Below are 19,597 nucleotides of genomic sequence, written 5' to 3'. Positions count from 1 at the left end.
TCACCACTAGTCTTGATCGGTGGTGACCCGCTTCGCCCGGCTCCGCCGCGCTCGCGATCACCACTAGGATCGAGCGCATGAGTGTTGCCGCCAGCGCCGACCTGATGGAGTACGACGACGTCATCGCGCGTTTCGATCCGGTGCTCGGCCTCGAGGTGCACGTCGAGCTGTCCACCGTCACCAAGATGTTCTGCGGCTGCACGACCGCATTCGGCGCCGAGCCCAACACCCAGGTGTGCCCGGTGTGCCTCGGGCTGCCCGGCTCGCTGCCGGTGCTCAACCAGACCGCGGTGGAGTCGGCCATCCGAATCGGGCTGGCGCTCAACTGCGAGATCGTGCCCTGGTGCCGCTTCGCCAGGAAGAACTACTTCTACCCGGACATGCCGAAGAACTACCAGATTTCGCAGTACGACGAGCCCATCGCCATCAACGGCTACCTCGAGGCCCCGCTGGAAGACGGCAGCACCTGGCGGGTGGAGATCGAGCGCGCGCACATGGAGGAAGACACCGGCAAGCTCACCCACATCGGCAGCGAGACCGGCCGCATTCACGGCGCGACGACGTCGCTGATCGACTACAACCGCGCCGGGGTACCACTGATCGAGATCGTCACCAAGCCCATCGTCGGGGCCGGGGACCGGGCCCCGCAGATCGCCCGGGCCTACGTGACCGCGCTGCGGGACCTGTTGCGCGCCTTGGACGTATCCGACGTCCGGATGGATCAGGGCTCCATGCGCTGCGACGCCAACGTGTCGCTGAAGCCGACCGGCCAGGCCGAATTCGGCACCCGCACCGAAACCAAGAACGTCAACTCGCTGAAAAGCGTCGAGGTGGCCGTGCGTTACGAAATGCAGCGCCAGGCCGCCGTCCTGGCCTCCGGCGGCCAGATCACCCAGGAAACCCGGCACTTTCACGAGGCGGGCTACACCAGCCCGGGCCGCGTCAAGGAGACCGCCGAGGACTACCGCTACTTCCCCGAGCCCGACCTGGAGCCCGTGGCGCCCAGCCGCGAGCTCGTCGAGCGGCTGCGCCAGACCATCCCCGAGCTACCGTGGTTGAGCCGCAAGCGAATTCAGGAAGAGTGGGGGATCTCCGACGAGGTGATGCGCGACCTGGTCAACGCCGGCGCCATCGAACTGGTCACCGCCACCATCCAACACGGCGCGTCCAGCGAACAGGCGCGGGCCTGGTGGGGGAACTTCTTGATGCAGAAGGCCAACGAGGCCAACGTCGCGCTCGACGAGCTGGCCATCACGCCCGCCCAGGTCGCCGCGGTGGTGGCGCTGGTCGACGAGGGCAAGCTGTCCACCAAACTGGCGCGCCAGGTCGTCGAGGGCGTGCTGGCCGGGGAGGGCGAACCCGAAGAGGTCATGTCCGCGCGCGGCCTGGCGCTGGTGCGCGACGACTCGGTCACCCAGGCGGCCGTCGACGAGGCGCTGGCCGCCAATCCCGATGTGGCGGAAAAGATCCGGGGCGGCAAGGTGGCCGCGGCGGGCGCGATCGTCGGAGCGGTGATGAAGGCCACCCGCGGGCAGGCCGACGCCGCCCGGGTGCGCGAACTGGTCCTGGCGGCCTGCGGCCAGGGCTAGCCCCACCCCAAAGTCGCGAGAGTGCAGTTGTCGACGGCGCGTCTCGGCAGATGCGTCGCCAGTTGCACTTTCGCGCAAAACCCGGCGCGCCCTACGTCTTGTCGTCGTTGTTGCGCGGGAAGCCGCCGCCCTGCGGGAAGAGCGGGAACACCACGTCGTCCAGCTTCTCGGCGTCGCCCGCCGTCTTGTTTACGGTTGCGCCCCAGACGTTTCCATCCGGTGACATGCGCAGCGCCCACGCGTGCGCGTGGGTGTCCTTGCGCACGACGTCGGGTTCACCGGTGACCGCGCCCGTGGTCGGAGCCAGCCGGACCGCCACCGTCAGCTTGGTGTTGATCAGGTTCACCAGCACGGTGCCGTCCATCGCCGCGCATCCGGCCACGCCGGGTTTGTCCGGCCAGGTCCACACCGTGGAGACGTCCGACGTTTTGGTGATGCGCTGCAACCGATCCGCGGTCGGGGTGCGGTCGGCGACATACAGCGAGCCGTCGACCGGGTCGGTGCACAAGCCGCCGCCCGAACCCACGCCGGACAGCGCCGTGGTGGGCGGGGCCTGACCGACGGTGGTCGGCTGCTCGATGCGCAGCACCTTGCCGGCCAGCGAATTGGGGTCCGCGGCCATCGCCGGGTTACCGGCGTCGCCGGTCAGCACGACCAGCGTGGTGGGGCTGGTGAAGATCAACGCCCCGGTGTTGCCGGTGGCGCCCTTGGGGATCCCGGTCAGGATGTCCTTGGGGATGTCGCCGTCGGCGATGCGGATGACCCGGTTGTCGGTCGGGGTGCTGACGTAGGCGTACATCAGGCGGTCTTGGGTGTAGGTGGGCGACAACACGATGTCCATCAACCCGCCATCCCCGGACGGGTCGACCGGGATGACCATCTTCACCTTCGGCTCGGCGCTGACCGAGATCTCCTTGACCGCTCCGGTGGTGCGCTCGGCGACCAGCGCGGTTTTGCTGTCGGGCCCCATGATCAGCCCGCTGGTGCTCTCCAGGCAGCCCTGCATGACCCCCGGCGCGGGGCAGGCCTTCGGGAACGGGGTGGGCGGCAGCGGCGGCGGCGGGGGCGGCGTCGAGCTCGGCTGCGGCTTCAATTCCGGGGCGGTCGTGAACGGTTGTGATTGCGCGTCGTTGAAGCGCGCGCACCCGCTCGTCACCAGCACGAGGGCACACAGCGCGGCGAGCCCGCGCCGCACCGACCGCCCCGATCGCCCTAGTCGCATGACCGTCAGGCTACGGACACCGCCGCCGCCGCCGCCACACGCGTCCCGCTCGCCCGCCGCCGAACCCGCGATCGGATCCCGCTTTCCGCCGGGTGCCGACGGGCCCCGGATCGTGCCTTCCGGCCCCTCCAGACGGGCTCGCAGGCCGATTTCGGACCGATCCGGGCGTTTTTGGCGGGCAAACCGTCGATTGCCTGGCGAAAGCGCCGCTCAAATCCCCAATTCGGGGCCAACTGCCCTTACCCTGACACCCGTGACCAGTCAACCGAATGACGCAGATTGGCAGCGGCCCGGCGAATCCCCGGAGTCGACCCCGGGACGCCCCGCCTCGGCGCGCCTGGTCGACCCCGAAGACGATCTGACCCCAGTCGGCTACCCCGGTGACTTCAACCCGTCCACGGGAACCACCACCGTCATCCCCTACGGCGCCGCCGCGGCGATGGCCGGCTCCGGGGCCTCGGGTTACAACCTGCTCGAACACCAGGAGCCGCTGCCGTACGTCCAGCCGCATTCGGCGGCCCGGCACGCGGCGCCGGAGTCCACGGACATCGACGACGACGAGCACGACGACCGGTTGCACGACGTCGGGCGGCGCGGAACCCAGCATCTGGGTTTGCTGGTGTTGCGGGTCGGGCTGGGCGTGGTGCTCGGCGCCCACGGGCTGCAGAAGTTGTTCGGCTGGTGGGGCGGTTCGGGAGTGACCGGGTTCAGGAACTCGCTGTCCGACGTCGGCTACCAGCACGCCGACATCCTCGCCTACGTGAGCGCCGGCGGCGAGCTCGTGGCCGGTGTGCTGCTGGTGCTGGGCCTGTTCACGCCGCTGGCCGCGGCCGGCGCTCTTGCGTTTTTGATCAATGGCCTGCTGGCCACCGTCTCGGCGCGGCCGCACACGCACACCTTCTCGTACTTCCTGCCCGAGGGGTACGAATACCAGATCACCCTCATCGCCGTGGCCGCCGCGGTCATCCTGTGCGGACCCGGCCGCTACGGTCTCGACGCGCGCCGCGGCTGGGCCCACCGGCCGTTCATCGGGTCGTTCGTCGCCCTGCTGGCCGGCATCGCCGCCGGCATCGGCGTGTGGGTGGCGCTCAACGGCGTGAACCCGATCGGCTGAGCTGGGCCGCCGTCACTGATAGGGGTTGGGAACCCGCCCCGCGCTGGCCGCGGTGAGCTCCGGCAGCGTCGAGAAGCTGACCGCCGGCAATCGCAGCTCGGCGCCGCTCTTGAGGCGCGCCCGTGCCCAGGAACCGCGATGGAAACGCAGCCCGTCGATGTCGTCCCAGCGCACCGTCTGGCTGCCCAGCAGCGTGCGGACGGTGACACCGCGGTCGTCGGCGACGGTGCGTAACCGGACGATCATCGCCGACAGCACCACCGGAATGATCAGCAGCGGCGCGGACGGCGGCCACAGCATCACCGGGATCAGCAAGCCCAGGGCCAGGAATCCGACCGCGAGGTGCGCGATGGGGGACAGCTTGATCACGAGAGGTGTTCGGGAAGACGAACCGGTAGCCACCCGACCATCATTTCACCCGGGGCGCCCGGCGGATCCCGCGAGCGGCCAGGCGGCGGCGCGCGCCCAACCCGGCTGGTGACGGTGACGGATTTGACTGCTGAGCTGTGCGAAGACTACCGTCGAGCGCTATGGATACCGCCGGAAAGCCCGGGATGCTCGTAGTAATTAGGCGCGTTGGTGCCTGACTTGCGTTTGAGCATTTGAAGCAATCCAGCACCAACGCGCAACCCTCGTGCAGCAGATGAGCTGTCGGGGGTTTTTTGTTGCCCCCGCGAGACTCCCAGAGTGAATAAGGACTGAACGACAGTGAGCGCTCCCACCAGGCGGCCCGCCCCCGACACACCGGGCGCCGCCGACATCGCCACCGACGCGGTGAAGCCGGCCGCGAAGTCTGCCAACGGCAAGCCGAAACGCATTGGGCCCGAGCAACTTACCGGCGCGCAGTCGGTGATCCGGTCGCTGGAGGAACTCGACGTCGACGTCATCTTCGGCATCCCCGGCGGCGCGGTGCTGCCGGTCTACGACCCGCTGTTCGACTCGAAGAAGCTGCGCCACGTGCTGGTCCGCCACGAACAGGGCGCGGGTCACGCCGCCAGCGGCTACGCGCACGCCACCGGCAAGGTCGGTGTCTGCATGGCGACTTCCGGCCCCGGGGCCACCAACCTGGTCACCGCGCTGGCCGACGCCCAGATGGACTCGATCCCCGTCGTCGCGGTCACCGGCCAGGTGGGGCGCACGCTGATCGGCACCGACGCCTTCCAGGAAGCCGACATCTCGGGCATCACGATGCCGATCACCAAGCACAACTTCCTGGTCCGCTCCGGTAACGAGATCCCGCAGGTGCTCGCCGAGGCCTTCCACATCGCCTCCTCGGGCCGCCCCGGCGCAGTGCTGGTCGACATCCCCAAGGACGTGCTGCAGGGCCAGTGCACGTTCAGCTGGCCGCCGCGCATCGATCTGCCCGGATACAAGCCGACCGTCAAGCCGCACAACCGGCAGATCCGGGAGGCCGCCAAGCTGATCGCTGCGGCCCGCAAACCGGTGCTGTACGTGGGCGGGGGTGTCATCCGCGGGGACGCGACCGAGCAGCTGGCCGAGCTGGCCGAGCTGACCGGCATCCCGGTGGTGACCACGCTGATGGCGCGCGGCGCGTTCCCGGACAGCCATCGTCAGCACATGGGCATGCCCGGCATGCACGGCACCGTCGCCGCGGTGGCGGCCCTGCAGCGCAGCGACCTCCTGATCGCGCTGGGCACCCGCTTCGACGACCGGGTGACCGGGAAGCTGGACACCTTCGCGCCCGAAGCCAAGGTCATCCACGCCGACATCGACCCGGCCGAGATCGGCAAGAACCGCCACGCCGACGTGCCGATCGTCGGTGACGTCAAGGCCGTCATCGCCGAGCTGGTCGAGCAGCTCCGCCACGACGGGGTGCCCGGCAAGATCGACATGACCGAGTGGTGGGCCTACCTCGACGGGGTTCGGTCCACGTATCCGCTGAGTTACGGACCGCAGAGCGACGGCAGCCTGGGCCCGGAATACGTCATCGAGAAGCTCGGCCAGATCGCCGGCCCGGACGCCATTTACGTCGCCGGCGTCGGCCAGCACCAGATGTGGGCGGCCCAATTCATCTCCTATGAGAAGCCGCGCACCTGGCTCAACTCCGGCGGCCTGGGCACCATGGGGTTCGCCATTCCGGCCGCCATGGGCGCCAAGATGGCCCGCCCGGACGCCGAGGTCTGGGCGATCGACGGCGACGGCTGTTTCCAGATGACCAACCAGGAGCTGGCCACCTGCGCGATCGAAGGCGTGCCGATCAAGGTGGCGCTGATCAACAACGGCAACCTGGGCATGGTCCGCCAGTGGCAGACGCTGTTCTACGAAGAGCGTTACTCGCAAACGGATCTGGCCACGCATTCGCACCGCATCCCGGACTTCGTGAAGCTGGCGGAGGCGCTGGGCTGCGTCGGGTTGCGTTGCGAGCGTGAGGAAGACGTCGCCGACGTGATCGAGCAGGCGCGGGCGATCAACGACCGACCGGTCGTGATCGACTTCATCGTCGGCGCGGACGCGCAGGTGTGGCCGATGGTCGCCGCCGGCACCAGCAATGACGAGATCCAGGCGGCCCGCGGGATCCGCCCGCTGTTCGACGACGAGAGTGAAGGGCACGCCTGATGAGTCCGCAAACCCACACTCTGTCGGTGCTGGTCGAAGACAAACCCGGTGTCCTCGCCCGCGTGGCCGCGCTGTTCTCGCGGCGCGGCTTCAACATCGAGTCCCTGGCGGTCGGCGCGACCGAGCAGAAGGACATGTCCCGGATGACGATCGTGGTCTCCGCCGAGGAGACCCCGCTCGAACAGATCACCAAGCAGCTCAACAAGCTGATCAACGTCATCAAGATTGTCGAGCTCGACGACGACAACTCGGTGTCGCGGGAATTGGCGATGATCAAGGTGCGCGCCGACGCCGGCACCCGCAGTCAGGTGATCGAAGCGGTGAACCTGTTCCGCGCCAAGGTGATTGACGTTTCCACGGAGGCGCTGACGATCGAGGCGACGGGCGACCGCGGCAAGATCGAGGCGCTGCTGCGGATCCTGGAACCGTTCGGCATCCGTGAAATCGTGCAATCGGGAGTGGTGTCGTTGTCTCGCGGTCCACGCGGAATCGGCACGGCCAAGTAACACACAAGGAGATATTCAACAGTGGCACTAGAAATGTTCTATGACGACGATGCGGACCTGACCATCATTCAGGGTCGCAAGGTCGGGGTCATCGGATACGGCAGCCAAGGGCACGCGCACTCGCTGAGCCTGCGCGACTCCGGCGTGCAGGTGAAGGTGGGCCTGAAGGAGGGTTCGAAGTCGCGGCCCAAGGTTTCCGAGCAGGGCCTGGACGTCGACACCCCCGCCGAGGTCGCCAAGTGGGCCGACGTGATCATGCTGCTGGCGCCCGACACCGCGCAGGCCGACATCTTCAAAAATGACATCGAGCCGAACCTGAAGCCCGGTGACGCGTTGTTTTTCGGTCACGGCCTCAACATCCACTTCGACCTGATCAAGCCGCCCGCCGACGTCACCATCGCCATGGTCGCGCCCAAGGGGCCCGGTCATTTGGTGCGCCGGCAGTTCGTCGACGGCAAGGGTGTGCCCTGCCTGATCGCGGTCGACCAGGACCCGTCCGGCAAGGGTGAGGCGCTCGCCTTGTCCTACGCCAAGGCCATCGGCGGTACCCGCGCCGGCGTCATCAAGACCACCTTCAAGGACGAGACAGAGACCGACCTCTTCGGTGAGCAGGCCGTCTTGTGCGGTGGCACAGAGGAATTGGTGAAGACCGGTTTCGACGTGATGGTCGAGGCGGGCTACCCGCCGGAGATGGCGTACTTCGAGGTGCTGCACGAGCTCAAGCTGATCGTCGACCTGATGTATGAGGGCGGCATCGCCCGGATGAACTACTCGGTGTCCGACACCGCGGAATTCGGCGGGTATCTGTCGGGGCCCCGCGTCATCGACGCCGGCACCAAGGACCGGATGCGGGAGATCCTGCGCGACATCCAGAACGGCGACTTCGTCAAGAAGCTGGTCGCCAACGTCGAGGGCGGCAACAAGCAGCTCGAGCAGCTGCGCAAGGAGAACGCCGAGCACCCCATCGAGGTCACCGGCAAGAAGCTGCGCGACCTGATGAGCTGGGTCGACCGGCCGATCACCGAGACGGCTTAGCTTTTCGGCGCCGAGCGTGCACTCAGGGCGAGTTTTCGTCGATTTTTTCGCCGTGAGTGCACGTTCGGCGGGCTAAGAGGCGAGGCGGCTCAGGACGAGGCGAGGCGATCCGCCGTCTCGACCACCCGGCGGGCCAGGTGCTCGAGGGCCTTGTCGGTGGGCTCGTCGAATTCGTTGATGTTGTCGTGGGTGGTGACCAGGCTGACCCCGTACGGGTTGCCGTCGACGAACTTGCACGCATCCGTGTAGCCCGGCGGCACGATGATGCCGCCGAAATGCATCAGCGTGATGTACAGGGAGAGCAGGGTGGTTTCCTGACCGCCGTGCACGGTGTTGGACGACGTGAAGCCCGCATACACCTTGTCGGCGAGCTTGCCCTGGGCCCACAGCCCCCCCAGCGAGTCGAGGAACGCGCGCAATTGCGCTGCGGGAGAGCCGAACCGCGTCGGTGAACCGAAGATCACCGCGTCGGCCCAGACGATGTCGTCGCCGGTTGCCACCGGAAGGTCCTTGGTGGCCTCGTAATTCGCCGTCCAGGCCGGGTTGTGGGCGAACGAGGCGGGATCCTGGGTTTCGGCGACGTGGCGCAGGCGGACTTCGGCCCCCGCCGACTCGGCCGCCGCGGCGACGCGCTGCGCCATCGTGGTGCCGTGCCCGGTGGCCGAGTAATAGATGATCGCGAGTTTGGTCACGGGGCCAGCTTAGGCATGCCGATACCGAATTCCCGGCGCAACAGCGTGCGCGCGGCGTAGTAGCCGGCCATGCCGTGGACGCCGCCGCCCGGTGGCGTGGCCGCCGAACACAGGTACACCTTGGGAATGGGTGTGCGCCAAGGGTTTAGCCGCGGAGTCGGTCCCGCGATCGCTCGCCAGGCCGAATTGCCGCCCATCCCGATGTCGCCGCCCACATAGTTAGCGTTGTGGTCGCACAGCCGCGCGGCGGGCACCGCGCGTGCGGCCACCACGACGTCGCGGAAGCCGGGCGCGAAGCGCTCGACCACCGCGGTCACGGCCTCCGTCGGATCGACGGTGGACCCCGACGGCACGTGGGCATAGCTCCAGAACGGGCGGCGTCCGTTCGAGTCGATGCGGCCCGGGTCGGCGACGTGCGGGGAGGCGGCCAGCACCATCGGCCATTGCGCGTGCCGGCCGGCGGCGATCTCGGCCTCGGCGCGGGCCATCTGCGCCCGGGTGCCGCCGAGATGCAGGGTGGGGGCCTTTCGTAGCCGCGGGTCCGCCCAGGGGATCTCGTCGGCCAGGACGAAGTCGACCTTGGCCACCCCCGGACCAAACGTGTAGCGCCGCAATGCTTTGGCGTAGCGCCTCGGGAGGGAGTCGCCGTAGATCCGCAGCAGCGCGGTCGGCGCCGTGTCGAAGGCGACGACCCCGCGAGGCGGCGAAGTGACCTCCGTGCCCGCCGTCAGTTCGCCGCCGTGGGCGCGCAGGTCGGCGATCAGCGCGTCGGTGATCGCCTGGCTGCCGCCCACCGGAATCGGCCAGCCCACCGAATGCGCGAGGGTGGCCAGCATCATCCCGGCACCGGCCGCCGTCAACGACGGCATCCGCGAAATGATATGGGCGGCAACACCGGTGAACAGGGCGCGGGCGTCCTCGCCGGTCAGCGAACCCCACGCGGGGGTGCCCTGGGCCAGCATCCGCACCCCGAGCCGCCACGCCGACGGCACGGAGTTCGGCACCGACCGCTTGTCGCCCAGCAGCAGGGCCACCACGTCGTCGGAGCGCTCGACCAGCGGGCCGAGCAGGCGCCGGAAGGAGGCGCCGCCCTCCAATTCGGCGCAGGTGCGGTCCAGGTCGCGGTACGCGATGGCCGCCGGGCGGCCCGGCAACGGGTTGGCGTAGGAAATCTCGGGGACCGCCAATTGCACGCCGCGCGCGGGCAGGTCGAACTCTCTGAAGAACGGCGATGCCAGCGCCAACGGGTGCACCGCCGAGCAGATGTCGTGCAAGACGCCCGCGGAATCGGGGTCGGCCGCGGTGCGCGCACCCCCGCCAAACGTCGGTTGAGCTTCGACGACCTGCACTTTCAGGCCGGCCCGGGCGCAGATTACGGCGGCGGTCAACCCGTTGGGTCCGCTGCCGACGATGGTGACGTCCACCCGTCAATTACAGCCGATAGGCTGGCCGGGTGAATTTGCCTGTTGTACTCATTGCCGACAAGCTCGCTGAATCAACCGTCGCGGCCCTGGGCGACCAGGTCGAGGTGCGCTGGGTAGACGGGCCCGATCGCGAGAAGCTGCTGGCGGCCATGCCTGAGGCCGACGCGCTGCTGGTCCGCTCGGCCACCACCGTCGACGCCGAGGTGCTCGCGGCGGCCCCCAAGCTGAAGATCGTCGCCCGCGCCGGGGTCGGCCTGGACAACGTCGACGTGGACGCGGCCACCGAGCGCGGTGTCCTGGTGGTCAACGCGCCGACGTCGAACATTCACAGCGCCGCCGAGCACGCGCTGGCGCTGCTGCTCTCCGCGGCCCGCCAGATCCCGGCGGCCGACGCCTCGCTGCGCGAGCACACCTGGAAGCGGTCGTCGTTCTCGGGCACCGAGATTTTCGGCAAGACGGTGGGCGTCGTCGGGTTGGGTCGCATCGGGCAGCTGGTCGCCCAGCGGCTCAGCGCCTTCGGCACCCACCTGATCGCGTATGACCCCTACGTGTCGCCGGCCCGCGCCGCGCAGCTGGGCATCGAGTTGTTGACGCTCGACGAACTGCTGGCCCGCGCCGACTTCATCTCGGTGCACCTACCCAAGACGCCCGAAACGGCCGGACTGATCGGCAAGGACGCGTTGGCGAAAACCAAGCCGGGCGTCGTCATCGTCAACGCCGCCCGCGGCGGCCTGGTCGACGAGGCGGCGCTGGCCGACGCGGTCCGCAGTGGCCACGTGCGCGCGGCCGGCCTCGACGTGTTCTCCAAGGAGCCGTGCACCGACAGCCCGCTGTTCGAGCTGCCGCAGGTGGTGGTCACACCCCATCTGGGGGCCTCGACCGAGGAGGCCCAGGATCGGGCCGGCACCGACGTCGCGGCGAGCGTGAAACTCGCGCTGGCCGGGGAATTCGTTCCCGACGCCGTCAACGTCGGCGGCGGGGTGGTCAACGAAGAGGTGGCGCCGTGGCTGGACCTGGTGCGCAAGCTCGGCGTGCTGGCGGCCACCCTTTCCGACGGCCCGCCGGTGTCGTTGTCGGTGCAGGTGCGCGGCGAGCTCGCATCCGAAGACGTTGAGGTGCTGAAACTTTCGGCTCTGCGGGGGTTGTTCTCGGCCGTCGTCGAGGGTCCGGTGACGTTCGTCAACGCTCCGGCGCTGGCCGAGGAACGCGGCATCACCGCCGAAATCGGCACGGCGTCGGAGAGCCCGAACCACCGCAGCGTGGTCGACGTGCGCGCGGTCGCGCACGACGGCAGCGCGGTCAACGTCGCCGGCACCCTGTCCGGGCCGCAGCTGGTGGAAAAGATCGTGCAAATCAACGGCCGCAACTTCGACCTGCGCGCCCGCGGCATCAACCTGGTGATCAACTACGTCGACCAGCCCGGTGCGCTGGGCAAGATCGGTACCCTGCTGGGCTCGGCCGGGGTGAACATCCAGGCCGCGCAACTGTCCGAGGACGCCGAAGGTCCGGGAGCGACGATCCTGTTGCGCCTGGATCGGGACGTGCCGGGCGACGTGCGGTCGGAGATCGGTGCGGCCGTCGGCGCGAACAAGCTTGAGGTGGTTGATCTTTCATGAAGCGCGCCGGCGACCCGACCACGCGCCGCATGAGCGGCGCCAATGAGGAGGAGCGGCGCCCATGAAGCTGGCGGTGATCGAGGGCGACGGTATCGGGCCCGAAGTTGTGGCCGAGGCCGTCAACGTTCTGGACGCGGTGCTGCCCGGAGTGGAGAAGACCAGCTACGACTTGGGGGCGCGGCGTTACCACGCCACGGGTGAGCTCCTGCCGGACTCGGCGGTCGACGAGCTGCGCGCGCATGACGCCATCCTGCTCGGCGCCATCGGTGACCCGTCGGTGCCCAGCGGCGTGCTGGAGCGAGGTTTGTTGCTGCGCTTGCGTTTCGAGCTGGATCATCACATCAACTTGCGGCCCGGGCGGCTGTATCCGGGTGTGAACAGCCCGCTGGCCGGCAATCCCGACATCGACTTCGTGGTGGTGCGCGAGGGGACGGAAGGTCCCTACACCGGCACCGGCGGCGCCATCCGCGTCGGAACGCCCAACGAGGTCGCCACCGAGGTCAGCCAGAACACGGCTTTCGGCGTGCGACGCGTGGTGGCCGACGCGTTCGAGCGGGCTCAGCGACGCCGAAAGCACTTGACCCTGGTGCACAAAACCAACGTGCTGACCTTCGCCGGGAGGTTGTGGTCGCGCATCGTGGCCGAGGTCGGCCGGGACTATCCCGACGTCGAGGTGGCGTATCAGCACATCGACGCGGCCACCATCTTCATGGTGACCGATCCCGGTCGGTTCGACGTGATCGTCACCGACAACCTGTTCGGCGACATCATCACCGACCTGTCGGCGGCAGTGTGTGGCGGAATTGGCTTGGCCGCCAGCGGAAACATCGACGCCACGCGGACCAACCCCTCGATGTTCGAGCCCGTTCACGGCAGCGCACCGGATATCGCCGGGCAGGGCATCGCCGATCCGACGGCGGCGATCATGTCGGTGGCGTTGCTGCTCGCCCATCTCGGCGAGGACGACGCCGCCGCCCGGGTGGACCGGGCCGTCGAGCGCCACCTGGCAACGCGCGGGAGCGAACGGCTCGCCACCCGCGAAGTCGGCGAACGGATCGCCGCCGGGCTCTAGTCGCGGGCGGCCGCGCGCGAGCGCGCCTCCGACGGCACCACCGGCAGGGCCAGCAACGGAAACAGCGCGCACACCGCGAAGGCCAGCGGGTATCCGGTCGCGTCGATCATCTCGCCGAAGACCGGCGGCCCGACCGCCGCGGTGAGTCGCTGGCTGGTGTTCTGCGCGCCCATGGCGCGCCCGCTCCAAAATCGGCCGGCCACTTCCGGAATGGCGGTGAACGCCAAACCGTTGTCGAGCACGGTGATCACCGACGCGGCGACCATCAGCGTCACCGCCATCGCCGAGTGCGCATGATCCGCGATCGCCAGCAAGACCATCACCACGGCGGCGGCCATCGCGATGATGCGGATCGGGCGCATTCGCGATCCCAGGCGGTCGGACCACCTGCCGACGGCGATGCGACCCAGCGCGCTCAACAGCTGCGAGAAGCTCACCAAGACGCCGGCCGTTGCGATCGACCAATGCTGGTTTTTCATCAACCAGACGAGCATGAACGTCAAGACCACGGTTTGGGGCACCATGAGCAGCGCCGACGCGAAGTGAATGCGCCACAGCACCGTCGTGCCGCGGTACGGGCTGGCCAATTCGGCCTTGTCGGCCGCCGACCGTTCGGGGCGTGCGGGATCGCGCACCCACACGGCGCACAGCACCGCGGACACCGCGCACACCGCCGCGGGGAACAACAGCGCGACCGAGATGTTGCGTTCGCCGAGCTCGGGAAGTACCAAGGCGGCCAACGCGATTCCCAACGGTTGCGCGGTCTGTCGAATCCCCATCGCCAGGCCGCGCTGCTGCGGCGGGAACCACCCCGTCACCAGGCGGCCACTGGCGGTGTTGGCGCTCGCCGCGGCCATGCCGCCACCGAACAGGGCGATCCCTTCCGTCAGCATGGATTCCGGCACCGCCGCAGCGATGAGCGCCGCCGCCGCGGTGAGGGCCAAGCCCGCCGTGAGCACGATCCGCTCGCCGACGATGTCGAGTATGTAGCCCCAGGCGATCAGCGTGACCACCATGCCGAAGCTGGGCATCGCCGAGAGCAGCGCCGCCTCGGCCAGATTGATGCCGCGTACGTCGTTGAGGGCGGGGATCAGAAAGGCGATGCCGTTGATGAAGACCGTCGCGCTCAACGTCGCGATCAGTCCCGTCCCCAGCATCACCCATCGACGCGTCGATGTCGTCTGCACCTATTAATAGTTCTCACCGGATCGTTGCGGCAAACGTCGCTCCGGCCTATTCGGCATTGCGTGGGAACGGATGGCACGCCACCAACGAACGCGACGGACGGTTTGCCGCCGGGCCCTGGTCTCCAAACCGGGCGGCAGCAACCGCGTCGGCACCAGCGGCACCGCCGCCAACGGGAACAAGGCGCACAAGAGCCACGCCGGTGGATATTTCGCGGCCGCGATCAAGGCGCCGAACAGCGGGGGTCCGGCCGCCGCCATCATGCGCTGGGTGGTGTTCTGAATGCCCAGGGCGCGGCCGCTCCAATACGGGCCGGCGAATTCGGTGATGGCAGTGGCCTCCAGCCCGTTGTCGAGCACGGAGATCACCGCGATGACCACCATGAGCCCCGCCTGCCACCGCGAATTCATGTAGTCGGCCCACGCCAGCAAGAGGAGCGCCAACACCGCGACCGCCGCGATGTAGCGCACGGGACGCATCCGCGACCCGACGCGATCGGACAGGCGGCCCACGGCAACCCGGCCGAGCGCGCCCAACAGCTGCGAGAGGGTGACCAACCCGCCCGCGGCCGTAACCGACCAGTGCAGGTTCCTGATCAGCCACACCAGCATGAACGTCACCGTCACCGTTTGCGGCATCATCATCAGGCCCGCCACAGCGTGAATCCGCCACAGCGTCAAGGACTTTCGATAGGGACTGGCGAGTTCCTGATGACTCGCGCTCGCGCGCGGTTTCCGGGGCGGGTCGACGATTCCGATCACGCTCGCTATCGCCCCGACCGCGCATGCCAGGGCGGCGAACCTGAGGCCGTGCTGCGGTCCGTGTTCGGCGAGCTCGGGAATTACCATCGCGCCCAAGGCGATTCCCAGGGGTTGCGCGGTCTGGCGGATGCCCATGGCCAGGCCGCGTTGCTGCGGCGGGAACCAGGCGGACACCAGCCGCCCGCCCGCCGTGTTGCAACTGGCGGCGGCCATGCCGCCGAGAAACAGATACACCGACATCAGCACCAACGAATGCGCGGACGCCGCGGCGTAGGCCGCCGCCGCGGTCAGCGCCGAGCCCGTGGCCATCACCACCCGTTCGCCCACCCGGTCGAGCACATAGCCCCACAACACCAGCGTCACCACCATGCCCCAGCTCGGCATCGAGGCAAGCAGGGCGGCTTCGTCCAGCCGGACTCCGCGCACTCGCAGCGACGGGATCAAAAATGCGACGCCGTTGATGAAGAGGAACGAACTCGCCGTCGCCAGCAGCGAAACGACCATGATCGAGCAGCGCACGCCCGCGCCGATTTCGGGCGTATCGGTCGAGTCGGTCTGCATTCCCCATGCTTGCATACCACCGGGAAATTTGGCCGCAGGACGTGTGCCGTTGCTGGTCATCGCCTGGCCCGCCACGCCCGGCTTCGCCGCGCTCGCGACCCTGGCTAGGCGGGATCGTCCGGCTCCTCCTCGGGCCGTCCCGGCCCGAATCGTCGCCAGACTAGGTCGGATGGTGACGGCCCGCCACGCCCGGCTACGCCGCGCTCGCGACCCTCACTGGGTCGGATGGTGAGGGCCCGCCACGCCCGGCTTCGCCGCGCTCGCGACCCTCACTAGGCTCAACCGAATGCGCCTTGGTCGAATCGCCAGCCCCGACGGTGTCGCCTTCGTCAGCATCGAAGGCGAACTCGACGACCCCGCCGAGATGATCGCCCGCGAGATCGCCGAGCATCCATTCGGCACGCCGAACTTCACCGGCCGGTCATGGCCGCTCGCCGACGTCCGGCTGCTCGCCCCGATACTCGCCAGCAAGGTGGTCTGTGTCGGCAAGAACTACACCGATCACATCGCCGAGATGAAGGACATGACCGGCCCCGCGCCGGCCGAGCCGGTGATATTCCTCAAGCCGAACACCGCCATCATCGGGCCCAACGTACCGATTCGCCTGCCGGCCAACGCATCACCGGTTCACTTCGAGGGCGAGCTGGCCGTGGTCATCGGCCGGCCCTGCAAGGACGTCTCGGCCGCCCAGGCCGCGGACAACATCCTCGGCTACACCATCGGCAACGACGTGTCGGCGCGCGATCAACAAAAAGCCGACGGCCAGTGGACGAGGGCCAAAGGCCACGACACCTTCTGCCCGGTCGGGCCGTGGATCGTGACCGACCTCAAGCCGCTGGACCCGGGCGATCTCGAATTGCGCACCGAGGTCAACGGCGAGGTCAAGCAACACAGCCGCACGTCGCTGCTGATCCACGACATCGGCTCCATCGTCGAGTGGATCTCGGCGGTGATGACCTTGCTGCCCGGCGACATCATCCTCACCGGAACCCCGGCGGGCGTCGGCCCCATCGAGGACGGCGACACCGTCTCCATCACCATCGAGGGCATCGGCACCCTGACCAATCCCGTGCTCCGCAAAGGAAAATCGTGACTGCACCCGCGAACGTACGCGTCCGATTCTGCCCGTCGCCCACCGGCACCCCGCACGTCGGCATGGTCCGCACGGCGCTGTTCAACTGGGCCTACGCCCGGCACACCGGGGGCACCTTCGTCTTCCGCATCGAGGACACCGACGCCCAACGCGACAGTGAGGAAAGCTATCTGGCGCTGCTGGACGCGCTGCGCTGGCTCGGCCTGGACTGGGACGAGGGGCCCGAAGTGGGCGGCCCCTACGGCCCGTACCGCCAATCTTTGCGCGGCGAGATCTACCGCGACGTGGTGGCCAAGCTGGTCGAGGCGGGAGAGGCCTACTACGCCTTTTCGACGCCGGAGGAGGTCGAGGCGCGGCACCTCGCCGCGGGCCGTAATCCCAAGCTGGGCTACGACAATTTTGACCGGCAGCTGACCGACTCGCAGCGCGCGGCATTCCTCGCCGAGGGCCGCCAGCCGGTGGTGCGGCTGCGGATGCCCGACGGCGACCTCAGCTGGGACGACCTGGTGCGGGGAACCACCACCTTCGCGGCCGGGTCGGTGCCCGACTTCGCGCTGACCCGCGCCAACGGAGATCCGTTGTACACCTTGGTCAATCCGTGTGACGACGCGCTGATGAAGATCACCCACGTGCTGCGCGGCGAGGACCTGCTGCCGTCGACATCGCGCCAGCTCGCGCTGTATCAGGCGCTGATCCGCATCGGCGTCGCCGAGCGCACCCCGCAGTTCGCGCATCTGCCAACGGTATTGGGGGAGGGCACCAAAAAGCTGTCCAAGCGCGACCCGCAGTCGAACCTGTTCGCGCACCGCGACCGCGGCTTCATCCCCGAAGGGCTGCTCAATTACCTGGCGTTGCTGGGCTGGGCCATCGCCGACGACCACGACGTGTTCAGTCTCGATGAGATGGTGGCCGCGTTCGACGTCGTCGACGTCAACTCCAACCCGGCCCGCTTCGACCAGAAAAAGGCCGACGCGCTCAACGCCGAGCACATCCGGATGCTCACCGTCGAGGACTTCACCGCCAGGCTGCGCGATTACTTCGGCGTGCACGGTCATCGCCTCGAGCTCGACGACGCCGGCTTCGCCACGGCCGCCGACCTGGTGCAGACCCGGATCGTGGTGCTCGGTGACGCCTGGGACCTGTTGAAGTTCCTCAACGACGACGAGTACGCGATCGACCCCAAGGCCGCGGCCAAGGAGCTGGGGCCGGACTCGGCCACCGTGCTCGATGCGGCGCTGGGCGCGCTGGACGGCGTCGCGGACTGGACGACGCCACAGATCGAAGCCGCCCTCAAGGCGGCGCTCATCGACGAGCTGGGCCTCAAACCGCGCAAGGCGTTTGGCCCGATCCGGGTGGGCGCCACCGGCACGACGGTCAGCCCGCCGCTGTTCGAGTCGCTCGAGCTGCTGGGCCGCGACCGCAGCGTGCGGCGGCTGCGCGCGGCGCGCGCGACGATCGGTTAGGGGAGACCCAGACCACGCATGCGGACTGCCCCGCGAGACTTTGGTAGTCTGCACTGCGGTTTACCAAAGCCGACAACGACTGGCAGTGGCGGTCCCCAAAGAGCTTGCAAAGGCCCGCAATCGGCGCTGACCAGCAGTTTTAGGCGGCCAATGGGGTATGGTGTAATTGGCAACACAGCTGATTCTGGTTCAGCCATTCTAGGTTCGAGTCCTGGTACCCCAGCAAAATCCGCACCGTTTCAAGCGATTAGGTGGGCTTAGCGCGGTGAGCTATGCTGACTGCTCGGATCGTTTCTGGCCCCGTCGTCTAGCGGCCTAGGACGCCGCCCTCTCACGGCGGTAGCGTGGGTTCGAATCCCATCGGGGCTACAAACTAAACCGCAGTTACTGGTCGTTCCCCAGGACGGCCGGAGCGGTCGATCCACCCACCGGCATCGGCGCCAGGCCCAGTTTGCGGTGATCCCACGAACGAGCGCGGCGGGCCACGATGCGAACACAGACCCGCTTGTTCATCATCTGCTCGACGAACGGCTTCATGTCCTCGGTGTAAGGGCCGGTGTAGCGCTCCCAGACGCTGACCCCTACCCGGTGTGAGACGTCGGGGTCGTCCACGATCTCCGCGACGCCCTCGAAGGACACCCCGCGAAGCGTGTCGTAGGTGTGGCCGTCCTCGATCAAAAAGCTCACCCGCGGGTCCCGCTTGAGGTTGACGGCCTTCTGCGACTTCGCCTTGGTCTCCAGCCAGATCTCGCCGTCGACCACGGCGTACCACATGGCGGTCAGGTGAGGCTGGCCGTCGGGGCCGACGGTGGCCAGCGTTCCGGTGCGGCTCTTGACGACGAAATCGGCGATCTCGTCTTCCGACATGACGATGCTCGCGCGCTGATTGGTTCCCATGCCGGTCAGTCTGTCAGGCCCGCCGCGGCGCTCGCGGAAGGACCTGGGAACTAGAGCCGGCGGGCCATCGCATCGGCGGCGGACAGCAGATCGGCGGCCCAACGCGCGCCCGGACGCCGGCCGATCCGATCGATGGGGCCCGACACCGAGATGGCGGCGACGACGGTGCCGCGGCCGTCGCGCACCGGGGCGGACACGCTCGCCACACCGGGCTCGCGCTCGGCCACGCTCTGTGCCCAGCCACGGCGGCGCACCTCGGCCAGCGTTCGTTCGGTGAATTTGGCCGTCGCCAGCACCGCCTTCTGGGTGGCCGCGTCGCTATGTGCCAGCAGCACTTTGGCGCCCGACCCCGCCGTCATGGGCAGTCGCGCCCCGACCGGAACCGTATCGCGAAGGCCCGCAGCGGGTTCCAGGGCGGCCACACAGACCCGGTCGGTGCCCTCACGCCGGTACAGCTGCACGCTTTCGCCGGTGGTCTCGCGCAACAGGGGCAGCACCGCGCTGCTGGCGGCCAGCAGCGGATCGTTGACGTGCGCCGCGAGTTCGGTGACGGCCGGGCCCAGCCGCCAACGCCCTTCGTCGTCGCGCGCCAACAGGCGATGGACTTCCAGGGCCGCCGCCAACCGATAGGCCGTGGCCCGGGGCAGCCCGGTCCGCTCACACAGTTCGGCCAATCCGCAGGGGGATTGGGCGACGCTGTGCAGGACACCCACGGCTTTGTCCAGGACGCCGATACCGCTATGCTGTCTCACAGGAAGATACTAGCGTCTCGCATTCTGAGATCACAGCC

Annotated in this window: 17 protein-coding genes and 2 tRNA genes; 11 read left to right on the top strand and 8 right to left on the bottom strand. The window is 68.4% G+C overall.

Annotation, left to right across the window (positions count from 1 at the left end; all coding sequences use genetic code 11):
• Positions 1–77 precede the first annotated feature (77 nt).
• A complete protein-coding gene (gatB, locus tag P6281_RS18700) occupies positions 78–1,589 on the top strand; it encodes an Asp-tRNA(Asn)/Glu-tRNA(Gln) amidotransferase subunit GatB (RefSeq protein WP_014942669.1) in 1,512 nt (503 codons plus the stop codon).
• 91 nt (positions 1,590–1,680) lie between these two features.
• Here gatB and P6281_RS18695 read toward each other — a convergent pair whose 3' ends face one another.
• Positions 1,681–2,811: a PQQ-dependent sugar dehydrogenase gene (locus P6281_RS18695; RefSeq protein ID WP_080588115.1), complete on the bottom strand. Its 1,131-nt coding sequence runs from the start codon at positions 2,809–2,811 to the stop codon at positions 1,681–1,683.
• Positions 2,812–3,064: 253 nt separating this feature from the next.
• On the opposite strand from P6281_RS18695, the gene P6281_RS18690 reads away from it, so the two are divergent.
• Positions 3,065–3,925 (top strand): DoxX family protein, encoded by an 861-nt coding sequence (locus P6281_RS18690; protein ID WP_202349293.1) that lies wholly within the window; start codon positions 3,065–3,067, stop codon positions 3,923–3,925.
• A gap of 12 nt (positions 3,926–3,937) precedes the next feature.
• Here P6281_RS18690 and P6281_RS18685 read toward each other — a convergent pair whose 3' ends face one another.
• Positions 3,938–4,294 carry a PH domain-containing protein gene (locus P6281_RS18685; protein WP_008259037.1) on the bottom strand — a complete coding sequence of 119 codons (357 nt, stop codon included), beginning with the start codon at positions 4,292–4,294 and terminating at the stop codon, positions 3,938–3,940.
• A 405-nt stretch (positions 4,295–4,699) separates the two neighbouring features.
• Between P6281_RS18685 and P6281_RS18680 the strand changes: the two genes are divergently transcribed.
• The 3 genes from P6281_RS18680 to ilvC are packed head-to-tail and all read left to right on the top strand — an operon-like array spanning position 4,700 to position 8,043.
• The gene (locus P6281_RS18680) at positions 4,700–6,502 is read left to right on the top strand and encodes an acetolactate synthase large subunit (RefSeq protein ID WP_225324875.1); all 1,803 of its coding nucleotides are present in this window, start codon (positions 4,700–4,702) and stop codon (positions 6,500–6,502) included.
• A complete protein-coding gene (ilvN, locus tag P6281_RS18675) occupies positions 6,502–7,008 on the top strand; it encodes an acetolactate synthase small subunit (protein ID WP_008259035.1) in 507 nt (168 codons plus the stop codon). The genes P6281_RS18680 and ilvN overlap by 1 nt, the downstream gene beginning before the upstream one ends.
• A 33-nt stretch (positions 7,009–7,041) precedes the next feature.
• A complete protein-coding gene (gene ilvC / locus P6281_RS18670) occupies positions 7,042–8,043 on the top strand; it encodes a ketol-acid reductoisomerase (RefSeq protein WP_009952794.1) in 1,002 nt (333 codons plus the stop codon).
• Between the two features lie 89 nt (positions 8,044–8,132).
• On the opposite strand, the gene wrbA is transcribed toward ilvC, so the two are convergent.
• Together wrbA and P6281_RS18660 are read right to left on the bottom strand one after the other, a co-directional pair.
• Positions 8,133–8,735: an NAD(P)H:quinone oxidoreductase gene (gene wrbA, locus P6281_RS18665; protein WP_238963894.1), complete on the bottom strand. Its 603-nt coding sequence runs from the start codon at positions 8,733–8,735 to the stop codon at positions 8,133–8,135.
• Complete coding sequence (locus P6281_RS18660; protein WP_238963893.1) at positions 8,732–10,159, bottom strand: phytoene desaturase family protein; 1,428 nt, start codon at positions 10,157–10,159, stop codon at positions 8,732–8,734. The genes wrbA and P6281_RS18660 overlap by 4 nt, the downstream gene beginning before the upstream one ends.
• A gap of 29 nt (positions 10,160–10,188) precedes the next feature.
• Here P6281_RS18660 and serA point away from each other — a divergent pair, with 29 nt between their 5' ends.
• Entirely contained in the window at positions 10,189–11,775 is a 1,587-nt protein-coding gene (gene serA / locus P6281_RS18655) for a phosphoglycerate dehydrogenase (protein WP_324738474.1), read from the top strand.
• 61 nt (positions 11,776–11,836) lie between these two features.
• Positions 11,837–12,847, top strand: coding sequence for a 3-isopropylmalate dehydrogenase (locus tag P6281_RS18650; RefSeq protein WP_014942666.1), 1,011 nt, complete (start codon positions 11,837–11,839; stop codon positions 12,845–12,847).
• Here the strand turns inward: P6281_RS18650 and P6281_RS18645 are convergent.
• Positions 12,844–14,034 carry an MFS transporter gene (locus P6281_RS18645; protein ID WP_202377522.1) on the bottom strand — a complete coding sequence of 397 codons (1,191 nt, stop codon included), beginning with the start codon at positions 14,032–14,034 and terminating at the stop codon, positions 12,844–12,846. The two genes, P6281_RS18650 and P6281_RS18645, sit on opposite strands and share 4 nt — an antisense overlap.
• A 3-nt stretch (positions 14,035–14,037) precedes the next feature.
• Positions 14,038–15,354 carry an MFS transporter gene (locus P6281_RS18640; RefSeq protein ID WP_324738473.1) on the bottom strand — a complete coding sequence of 439 codons (1,317 nt, stop codon included), beginning with the start codon at positions 15,352–15,354 and terminating at the stop codon, positions 14,038–14,040.
• A gap of 286 nt (positions 15,355–15,640) precedes the next feature.
• Between P6281_RS18640 and P6281_RS18635 the strand changes: the two genes are divergently transcribed.
• From P6281_RS18635 to P6281_RS18620, 4 genes are all read left to right on the top strand, one after another.
• A complete protein-coding gene (locus P6281_RS18635; protein WP_009952784.1) occupies positions 15,641–16,447 on the top strand; it encodes a fumarylacetoacetate hydrolase family protein in 807 nt (268 codons plus the stop codon).
• Positions 16,444–17,910, top strand: a complete 1,467-nt coding sequence (gene gltX, locus P6281_RS18630) for a glutamate--tRNA ligase (RefSeq protein ID WP_080588037.1) — start codon at positions 16,444–16,446, stop codon at positions 17,908–17,910. Before P6281_RS18635 ends, gltX begins: the two co-directional genes overlap by 4 nt.
• 151 nt (positions 17,911–18,061) lie before the next feature.
• Positions 18,062–18,133 (top strand) — tRNA-Gln (locus tag P6281_RS18625).
• Positions 18,134–18,206: 73 nt separating this feature from the next.
• Positions 18,207–18,279 (top strand) — tRNA-Glu (locus tag P6281_RS18620).
• Between the two features lie 15 nt (positions 18,280–18,294).
• Here P6281_RS18620 and P6281_RS18615 read toward each other — a convergent pair.
• Both P6281_RS18615 and P6281_RS18610 read right to left on the bottom strand, forming a co-directional pair.
• A complete protein-coding gene (locus P6281_RS18615; RefSeq protein WP_009952782.1) occupies positions 18,295–18,807 on the bottom strand; it encodes a pyridoxamine 5'-phosphate oxidase family protein in 513 nt (170 codons plus the stop codon).
• Between the two features lie 50 nt (positions 18,808–18,857).
• Positions 18,858–19,559, bottom strand: coding sequence for an IclR family transcriptional regulator (locus P6281_RS18610; protein WP_014380734.1), 702 nt, complete (start codon positions 19,557–19,559; stop codon positions 18,858–18,860).
• Positions 19,560–19,597: the final 38 nt, after the last annotated feature.

This window comes from Mycobacterium sp. 5-140-3-2, assembly GCF_035666375.1.
In the GTDB taxonomy this organism is placed as follows: Bacteria; Actinomycetota; Actinomycetes; order Mycobacteriales; family Mycobacteriaceae; genus Mycobacterium; species Mycobacterium intracellulare.
This window is presented reverse-complemented; position numbering and strand designations above follow the sequence as displayed.

What these genes read in the sequence shown, in the direction of transcription:
- P6281_RS18615 (WP_009952782.1), bottom strand. Translation starts at nt 18,807, where the DNA reads ATGGGAACCAATCAGCGCGCGAGCATCGTCATGTCGGAAGACGAGATC.
- gatB (WP_014942669.1), top strand. Translation starts at nt 78, where the DNA reads ATGAGTGTTGCCGCCAGCGCCGACCTGATGGAGTACGACGACGTCATC.
- P6281_RS18635 (WP_009952784.1), top strand. Translation starts at nt 15,641, where the DNA reads ATGCGCCTTGGTCGAATCGCCAGCCCCGACGGTGTCGCCTTCGTCAGC.
- ilvN (WP_008259035.1), top strand. Translation starts at nt 6,502, where the DNA reads ATGAGTCCGCAAACCCACACTCTGTCGGTGCTGGTCGAAGACAAACCC.
- ilvC (WP_009952794.1), top strand. Translation starts at nt 7,042, where the DNA reads ATGTTCTATGACGACGATGCGGACCTGACCATCATTCAGGGTCGCAAG.
- P6281_RS18650 (WP_014942666.1), top strand. Translation starts at nt 11,837, where the DNA reads ATGAAGCTGGCGGTGATCGAGGGCGACGGTATCGGGCCCGAAGTTGTG.
- P6281_RS18640 (WP_324738473.1), bottom strand. Translation starts at nt 15,354, where the DNA reads ATGCAGACCGACTCGACCGATACGCCCGAAATCGGCGCGGGCGTGCGC.
- P6281_RS18695 (WP_080588115.1), bottom strand. Translation starts at nt 2,811, where the DNA reads ATGCGACTAGGGCGATCGGGGCGGTCGGTGCGGCGCGGGCTCGCCGCG.